9 protein-coding genes and 1 pseudogene are annotated in these 8,313 nt (G+C 41.8%); 7 read left to right on the top strand and 3 right to left on the bottom strand.

Annotation, left to right across the window (positions count from 1 at the left end):
• Positions 1–70: 70 nt before the first annotated feature.
• A pseudogene (locus DCC82_RS12835) lies at positions 71–679 on the top strand (glycosyl hydrolase family 18 protein); the annotation flags it as partial.
• A gap of 82 nt (positions 680–761) precedes the next feature.
• Here the strand turns inward: DCC82_RS12835 and DCC82_RS12830 are convergent.
• Positions 762–1,262 carry a hypothetical protein gene (locus DCC82_RS12830; protein WP_015864468.1) on the bottom strand — a complete coding sequence of 167 codons (501 nt, stop codon included), beginning with the start codon at positions 1,260–1,262 and terminating at the stop codon, positions 762–764.
• A gap of 115 nt (positions 1,263–1,377) precedes the next feature.
• Between DCC82_RS12830 and DCC82_RS12825 the strand changes: the two genes are divergently transcribed.
• The 4 genes from DCC82_RS12825 (at position 1,378) to DCC82_RS12810 (ending at position 5,558) form a co-directional block, all read left to right on the top strand.
• Positions 1,378–2,409 (top strand): DUF2332 domain-containing protein, encoded by a 1,032-nt coding sequence (locus tag DCC82_RS12825; RefSeq protein WP_081188137.1) that lies wholly within the window; start codon positions 1,378–1,380, stop codon positions 2,407–2,409.
• Positions 2,410–2,678: 269 nt separating this feature from the next.
• Positions 2,679–3,947 carry a DUF445 domain-containing protein gene (locus tag DCC82_RS12820; RefSeq protein ID WP_097354725.1) on the top strand — a complete coding sequence of 423 codons (1,269 nt, stop codon included), beginning with the start codon at positions 2,679–2,681 and terminating at the stop codon, positions 3,945–3,947.
• 208 nt (positions 3,948–4,155) lie between these two features.
• Entirely contained in the window at positions 4,156–4,584 is a 429-nt protein-coding gene (gene mntR / locus DCC82_RS12815; protein ID WP_015864465.1) for a transcriptional regulator MntR, read from the top strand.
• An 89-nt stretch (positions 4,585–4,673) separates the two neighbouring features.
• Positions 4,674–5,558: a patatin-like phospholipase family protein gene (locus DCC82_RS12810; RefSeq protein WP_108430379.1), complete on the top strand. Its 885-nt coding sequence runs from the start codon at positions 4,674–4,676 to the stop codon at positions 5,556–5,558.
• A 265-nt stretch (positions 5,559–5,823) separates the two neighbouring features.
• Here DCC82_RS12810 and DCC82_RS12805 read toward each other — a convergent pair whose 3' ends face one another.
• Positions 5,824–6,183, bottom strand: a complete 360-nt coding sequence (locus DCC82_RS12805; RefSeq protein ID WP_015864463.1) for an SA1362 family protein — start codon at positions 6,181–6,183, stop codon at positions 5,824–5,826.
• A gap of 21 nt (positions 6,184–6,204) precedes the next feature.
• Positions 6,205–7,149: a DUF1385 domain-containing protein gene (locus DCC82_RS12800; RefSeq protein ID WP_015864462.1), complete on the bottom strand. Its 945-nt coding sequence runs from the start codon at positions 7,147–7,149 to the stop codon at positions 6,205–6,207.
• Positions 7,150–7,342: 193 nt separating this feature from the next.
• Here DCC82_RS12800 and DCC82_RS12795 point away from each other — a divergent pair, with 193 nt between their 5' ends.
• Together DCC82_RS12795 and DCC82_RS18755 are read left to right on the top strand one after the other, a co-directional pair.
• Complete coding sequence (locus DCC82_RS12795; RefSeq protein WP_062678720.1) at positions 7,343–7,855, top strand: YqhR family membrane protein; 513 nt, start codon at positions 7,343–7,345, stop codon at positions 7,853–7,855.
• 253 nt (positions 7,856–8,108) lie between these two features.
• Positions 8,109–8,237, top strand: a complete 129-nt coding sequence (locus tag DCC82_RS18755; protein ID WP_162839699.1) for a type II 3-dehydroquinate dehydratase — start codon at positions 8,109–8,111, stop codon at positions 8,235–8,237.
• The last annotated feature ends 76 nt before the right edge of the window (positions 8,238–8,313 follow it).

Genomic DNA, 8,313 nt, shown 5'->3' with positions numbered 1-8,313 from the left:
GGTCAAAAAGTTATTCTGAAAAACTAAATAAAAAATCCTTTGTTTTGACCTTGTTAGGGTGCGAAATGTGAGGTATAATCAATTTTTGCAACGCGCTGTGGAGCGCCTTCATCAGGAAGGCTATTTTGTATCCACTTCTCTTGCTCCAAAAACAAGCGGGGAGCAAAAAGGACTGTTATATGAGGCGCATGACTACCCGGCACATGGGAGAATTGCCGATTTTGTCGTGCTGATGACGTATGAATGGGGATACCGGCTTGGTCCGCCGCAAGCGATTTCCCCTGTTCATCAAATTAGAAGGGTGCTCAATTACGCGGTCAGCGTAATACCAAGAAATAAAATTTTTATGGGGTTTCAAGTTTACGCGCGCGACTGGGTTCTTCCGCACATACAAGGACAAGAGGCGGAAACGTTCAGTCCGCAGGAAGCAGTAGAACGCGCCATTCGTTATGGAGCAACGATTCAATACGATCCAATCGCCGCATCGCCGTTTTACCGCTATGTTGACAGCCAGGGGCGGACGCATGAAGTCTGGTTTGAGGATGCCCGCAGTGCCCAGGCAAAATTTGAGTTGGTGAAAGAATATCAGCTAAGAGGCATTAGCTATTGGGTGCTTGGTTATTCTTATCCGGAAAACTGGGTGCTGTTAGAGGACAATTTTCAAATTCGCAAGCGATGATAAATGGCCTTTTCCAACGAAGGTGCGTGTAAGCGGGTCACTCCGACAGCACGCGCTTTTTTTCGTTTGTGGGGATGGTTGTTTATAGCTGCTGTAATTCGAGCCGTTTCTTTATTTGATGAATTTCCGCGTCATGTTTTCCGGTTTTTGCGCTTAAATAGTCGATGTCGATTTTCGCATTTCTCCAGTCATTGGAAAGTAGCTCAAACATCCGGCGGTGCTCAGCCAATTCTTCTTCGATTTTTTTGAAATGACTTCTTGTTTCAATAAGGAAATTGTCTAGTTTTTCTTCCCAACGTTGTTGCCGCTCTTCTAACCGCTGCTGTTGCTCTTCCAATCGTTGTTGCCGTTCTTCCAATCGTTGCTGTCGCTCTTCCAATCGTTGTTGCCGTTCTTCTAACCGTTGCTGTCGCTCTTCCAACCGCTGTTGCCGTTCTTCCAATCGCTGCTGTCGTTCTTCCAAGCGAAGTTGATTTTCTTCGAGCCGCTGTTGTCCCTCTTCGAGACGACCAAGCCGCTCATGAACCGGCTGTAGCTCTTCTTTTAAAACGGAACGAAATAATTCGATTAATTCTTGCGCCATTTTATGTCCCTCCTTTCTATTGACTCCATTGTACCATTGCCGGAATGGAATGTCATGATGGATAATGGGAGAAAAGAAGTTTTTGACGAATAGAAAACGAGAGGAGAAGATAAAGATGTCGCTAAAGATTATTTCTGAGCGGTTTCGCCGTTTTGCCATTCGTGAATGCCGTGGGTCTAGTGAACTGTACGAACAGCTGTCATTAAACGTTGCCGAAGATGAAGAGATATTGCGCCTTGCTTCAGCTGCCCGAAGCGGCCAGCCGATTCCGAACTTGTTATTTGGAGCGGTGCACTATTTATTGCTCAAAGGATATACGCACGAGCTGCGTGAATTCTATGGAAGTATAGTCGACCGGCCACGAAACCCGCAACACGCTTTCCCTTATTTCCGTGATTTCTGTATCCACTATCAAGAAGACATTACAGCGATGTTGACAAATAAACTCGTGCAGACGAATGAGGTTCGGCGTTGTGCGTATTTGTATCCGAGTTTTTGTTTTATTTATGATATGGTCAAAAAGCCTTTATCGCTCATTGAAATTGGCACGAGCGCCGGTTTGCAGCTGGCGTGGGACAAGTACCGATACGATTACGGTTCGCACGTGACATACGGAAACCCGCATTCCAATGTTTTGATTGCCTCCGAAGTTCGTGGAGAGCGCTTTCCATTTTTGCTGCCGAAAAGTCCTCCGATTGCGGAGCGTATAGGGATTGATTTGCATGTGAATGATTTGCAAAACGAGGAAGATTGTTTATGGATGCAAGCGCTTATTTGGCCGGAGCATAAAGAGCGGCGCGAATTATTTCAAAAAGCCGCCCGCTGCCTGCAGCAAACACCTGTTCGCTTCATAGAAGGAGATGGAATAGCGCTCTTACCTAACATAGTAGCTACAATTCCAGAAGATACTATTATTTGCGTGTTTCACACCCATGTGGCGAACCAAATTCCTGATAAAGCAAAACAGCTTCTTATCAAACAAATTCGGGAGATTGGCCAAATGAGGGATATTTTCCATCTATATAACAATATGTGGGACACAAAGCTTCATCTTGACTACTTTATCGATGGCATCGAACATAACGAAATTGTCGCAGAAACAGATGGACATGCCCGTTGGTTTCGCTGGGAGCTTGATCACAGCTAATTTAACATGTCCACCGAGAAGTCTCCCACCTCTAAACAGAGTGTAGGTGGGAGAGGTTCATTGAAAAGGCAGAACAGCGTCATTCCAGTCTATGTGAATGAAATATGAACAAAGATTTGCTATATTGTTGTAAGGCAATATCATATCTGTAACGATATTTGGTACCGTCAAGAAGTTGGATTCGAGAAAAGCTGGACATAGTACTCCTTTGTGCATCATTTTACACTCATTTGGTTAAAGTAATTTATATCATAAAGGATGAGGGAAGCATGATATCTAAAAAGTCAAAGCAACCAAAGAAATCAAAGCGATTAGCTAGTTTTTCGCTTGTTGTTATGGGAACCGGCTTTGTCGCAACCATTCCTTTCCAAGGATCGTTTCTAGGCGGATTACTACAAGGAGGCTTTGAGGCGGGGCTTGTGGGTGGATTAGCCGACTGGTTCGCTGTTACTGCCTTATTCCGACATCCATTGGGGCTTCCCATCCCCCATACAGCTCTTTTGCCTAAAAATCGGGAAAGAATGACAAAAGCACTCGTTTCTACACTTGAAAATGATTGGCTTTCAAAAGAAAGCATTAGGGATAAAATCAAACAAATCCATTTTACAGAGAAAATGTTGCCCGTCCTTGAGAAAATGCTTCATTCAGACTCAGTTAAAAAAGGGGCTGTGTCACTCGTCGTACAAATGATCAGTCATATCAATCTTGAAAAAATTACCCCTTTTGTTGAAAAAGAAATAAAGTCTTCTTTTTATTCCATTAAAATGTGCACTGTTCTTCAGTCTGCCATCAATCAAGCGCTCATTCGTGAATATGATGAGAAGGCGTTAGATTATCTTCTTGGCAAGGCAGAAGAATGGATAAGGAAAAGTACCACAAAGAATCAACTCGGAAATCTGGCAATACGGGCGCTTGACAATATAAAGTTAGACGGTTTTCTGCAGTTTGCGTTAAAGTCTTTTCAGAATCTATTGAATGAAGAAAAACTCGGCAGTATACTACAAAACTTCCTTCTTAGTGTTGTAAGCAGTTTGCGCCAGACTGATAATCCAAACAGGAAGGCTTTGCTTTTGCATGTTCGTACGGAATTGAAAAACATAAAGGACAATAAGGAACTGTTGGAAGAAATCGAAAATTGGAAGAACCATCTTATTGCTGATTGGGAGCCAGCTGAAAAAATAACAGGAATTTTGCAGAAAGCTCAGCAGAAAGCATTGGCCTTTGTTCAAGACAGCAAGTTTGTGGATATGTATCTTCTTCCCTTTTTAACACGCTTTCTGAACAAACTAAAAGAAGATCCAATAAAAATCAATATCATCGATAATTGGATAAAAAAGGAAATTAACAACCTTATTGAAGAGAACCATTCAAAAATAGGCAAGCTGGTACAGGAGAATTTGGATAAGCTGGATGATGAAACGCTTATTCATATGATGGAAAATAAAATCGGAAAAGACCTGCAATGGATTCGGGTGAATGGAGCTATTTGCGGTTTTATTATCGGGATTTTTTTAACGGGAATCAAAGCGCTGATTTAATGGTTCTAGCGCCAAAAGAATCGGATGGCAAACGAGGAACATTCTGTTCGTAGTGGAAAATTTTATGACAAATTTTTAACAGATGAGCGATATATTGACGAGTTTTTCCCTGAAGAGGAAGTCCAATCTTGTCATTTTAAGCCCTCATGATATAATAATACTGATTGTTATTTTTTTCTTACAATGGTTTTATAGGAGGGAACAGAAATTGCCGACACCAAGTATGGAAGATTATATTGAACAAATCTACATTTTAATCGAAGAAAAAGGATATGCGCGAGTATCAGATATAGCTGAGGCATTGTCCGTACATCCCTCCTCTGTCACAAAAATGGTGCAAAAATTGGATAAAGATGAGTATTTAGTTTATGAAAAATACCGCGGTTTAGTGTTAACGGCGAAAGGAAAGAAAATCGGAAAAAGACTTGTATACCGCCACGAATTGTTAGAACAATTTATGCGCATTATCGGTGTGGATGAGGAAAACATTTATCACGATGTCGAGGGAATTGAACACCATTTAAGCTGGAACGCGATTGACCGCATCGGCGATTTGGTGCAATATTTCCAGGAAGATCCAAAGCGCATCGAGACGCTTCGTAACATTCAAAAACGGAACGAACAAGCAGAAGAGTAAGGGAAATCTTACTCTTTTTTATTTGGCGTACTAAATTGGGTTTCTCCCTCTTACATATATACAAACGGCAAATAAGAGGGGGAGGCAGCATGGAGATTGACATCGTATTTTCTGGCGGTGGAATAAAAGGGTTTGCGCTCATTGGTGCTTACGGAGCAATTGAAGCAAAAGGACTTCGCTGGAGACGGCTTGCTGGGACGAGCGCAGGATCACTCATTGCCGCATTGATTGCCGCGGGATATACAAGCAAGGAAATGACCGATTTGTTGGATGAATTGGAGCTAGAGCGTTTCCTTGATGAACGGAAATGCCAGTTTCCATTTCCAGTATGGAAATGGGTGAGGCTTTATTGGCGGATGGGACTTTATAAAGGGGATGCATTTGAACAATGGTTAAAGGAAGTATTGGCAGCACGCGATGTCAAAACATTTGGTGATTTGCCGAAAGAAAGTTTATATATCATTGCGTCAGATGTCACCAATGGACGAATGTGTATTTTGCCAGATGATTTGCCGCAATACGGAATCGACCCAGCAACATTTTCCGTTGCCAAAGCGGTTCGAATGAGCATTAGCATCCCATATTTTTTTGAACCGGTCAAATTACAGACGAAGGAAGGAAAATATATCATTGTAGACGGAGGTGTGCTCAGCAATTTCCCGCTTTTTTTATTTGATGAAGAAAAGAAAGTGAAAAAACGACCTGTTCTTGGCATACAGTTAAGCGCGAAGCTTACGGAAAGGCCAAAGCGAAACATTAACAATGCCATCCAATTGTTTGAAGCTCTTTTTAGCGCAATGAAGGAGGCACACGATACCCGCTACATTTCCCGGAGACATGAAAAAAATATCGTGTTTCTTCCTGTAGAAAATGTTTTTTCCACCGAATTTTCCCTCACCCCAGATATTAGAGACCGCTTAATTCAATACGGAAGAGAAAAAACCGAACAATTTCTCACAAAATGGACGTATTAAATAAGAAAAGCGGAAGGCGCATGCCTATCGGCGAAACGCGCTGGAGGACCCGCGAGGAGGCTATTGCCGCCACAGCGGGGCCGAAGCGTCGCGAGCCGATGGCGCCTGGAGCTAGACAATAAGAAAAGCGGAGGCACCCCAATTTCGTCTAAAAGCGGTCCGCGTCGTTCGGGCGGCGAAATGTCGCCATTCTGGCTTCGTGAAAAATAGAAGAAAGGCGTCAAAGCGTAATTGATATAGTTTTTCAAAAATAAAAAGAATCAAGCTAAAACGATGCTCGATTCTTTTTTTTGCCTTTTTTTCCTTCGATGACGGTTAAATGAGTGGTTCGTTTTCTTGGCAGGCGTTTCATTTTTAGATTCGTACTTTTTGTTTTTTGTTTTCGAACCGCTTGGGGATGGAGTTTTTTCGATTGGCGAACCGCTTTTAAATACGCGATATGATCTTTATTGACACGTCGTCTGAAAACAAAATGATAGATAACATATATTCCCGCAATCATAAGAGCAATGAACATCGCTTTTCGAAATAGAGCGGTCGGCTGTTCGAAAATGGCGTATATGAAACCGAACACTCCGAAAAAAAGGATAATCCCGACAAGCGGATGAATGGCACCGCGTCGCAATGAATCCACCCCCTTACATTATTACTGAACTGCTTTTGTTTCTGTTTCCACGTTTTTCTCTAAACGAAGCAGCTCTTGAAAGGAAGCAATCGCAACTTCGACTTGGTCATCTGTCGGTTCTTTTGTGGTAAGAAGCTGTAGCCATAAACCAGGGTAACCGAGCCAGCGTAAAACCGGGATATTACGCAATTTATTCGTAAACTGCAATACCTCAAACGAAATGCCAAGTACAACCGGAATAAGAGCAAGCCGGTTGACTACCCTTAACCAGAGAGGGTCTGTTGGAACAAACATATATACAAATAAGCCGACGATGACAGTAAATAAAATAAAGCTACTGCCGCAGCGATAGTGAAGCCGGGATGAACGCTGGACGTTCTCTACCGTAAGAGGAAGTCCTGCTTCGAACGCGTTGATTACTTTATGTTCCGCGCCATGATATTGAAAAACGCGTTTAATGAGTGGGGTTAAAGAAATAAAGTAAATATAAGCTAGCAGCAAAGCAAGCTTAAACGCTCCTTCTACAAAAATTTGTGCCATTTTTGTAGGAAATAACGGTTTTAAGGATGCTGCTAAAAATACAGGAACAAGCGTAAAAATGGTTTTAGCGAATAAAAAGGACAATACCCCGATCACTGCGACGCCAAGTACGAGGGAAAGTTTTGACGAATCCGTTTTCGTTTTTGGCAAAGCTTGTTCTTCGTTTGGATCTAGTTCATAACGCTCGCTGGCAAACTGCAAGTGTTTCGCCCCGTTTGCGCTCGCTTCTATAATCGCGACGATTCCGCGAATAAACGGGATTTTTTTGAGAAACGCAACTGTTGGATTTGTTTGGCGCGGCAAACGAAAGTATTCAATGGAATGATCTTTGCGGCGAATTGCGGTAACAGAATATATTTTTCCAGCAAACATGACCCCTTCTACCACTGCCTGGCCGCCATACACTGGTTTTGTTATGTTTTTCATTGTTGACACCAACCTATTTTTTTCTTTACTAATTTTATTCTACAAGAAACATCTAGAAACCTCTAGATTGGTGCAATAATTATTATTTCCAAAAATTTCAATATTTACACATACGATGTTGTGCTTTTTTATCGTTATATTCATGACTTTATTGATAATCGGTCATACTACCTATAAGGAGGTGCAAAGCGAAATGACAGAAAATCAGGCGAAGTATGAGCAAAATAAGAAGGAGCGCCCGATGTCTATTCTTATGAAAGTCGTGATTACTGGGTTTGTCGGTGGAGTATTTTGGAGTCTATTAGGATATTTAGCTTACTTTTTTCACTTTACGGAAATTAGCCCAAATATGATTTTGTTCCCATGGGTTGCCGGTGACTGGAAATACGGAAAGCTTGGAAATTACATCGCCATTTTTCTCATCGGATTATTATCCATATTAGTCGCTCTTATTTATTATGTTGCCTTAAAACAAATTAAAGGAATGTGGGGAGGAATTTTGTACGGCGTCGTTTTATGGCTTATCGTATTTTATGGGTTAAATCCGCTTTTTCCGAATTTGGAAGCTGTTTCACATTTAGAGCGGAATACAATTATTACGACACTTTGTTTATACATTTTATATGGAGTTTTCATCGGATATTCGATTTCATTTGAAATGCAAGAAATGAATCGACAAACACAAACGAAAACAGCAAATAAGTAGTGTGAGGCGGTGCGCTTTTATGATAAAATAATGAATGTTTAAATATTCTTTCGATGATTGAAGCAGTTATGAACATAGCGCATCTTCTTCTCATTAACGGTCCGAACTTGAATCTTCTTGGCAAGCGGGAACCGTATTTTATGGAAGCACAACGCTCCATAACTTAGAACAGGAATGAATATCGTTTGCTGAGGAGCGCGTTGGGTGCAACGTTAACTTGCTTTCAGAGCAGTATTCATGAGATGGATGGAAAATCATTTTAAATGTCGGTGCATCTACACATTATAGCTATGCAATTCATGGCGCGATTGCTAATGTTAGCGCCCCAGTGGTGGAAGTACATATTTCCAATATTCACGCGCGTGAGCCGCTTCGTCATTAGTCTGTCACGAGAACATCCGCCGGAAGCCCACTGCTTTAGCTGTGGGAGGAAGGCGGGGGTTATATTTTCAGTATAT

It is taken from the genome of Geobacillus sp. LYN3 (genome assembly GCF_003064505.1).
In the GTDB taxonomy this organism is placed as follows: Bacteria; Bacillota; Bacilli; order Bacillales; family Anoxybacillaceae; genus Parageobacillus_B; species Parageobacillus_B toebii.
The sequence above is the reverse complement of the archived record's forward strand: the minus strand, read 5'-3'. Positions and strand labels throughout refer to the sequence as shown.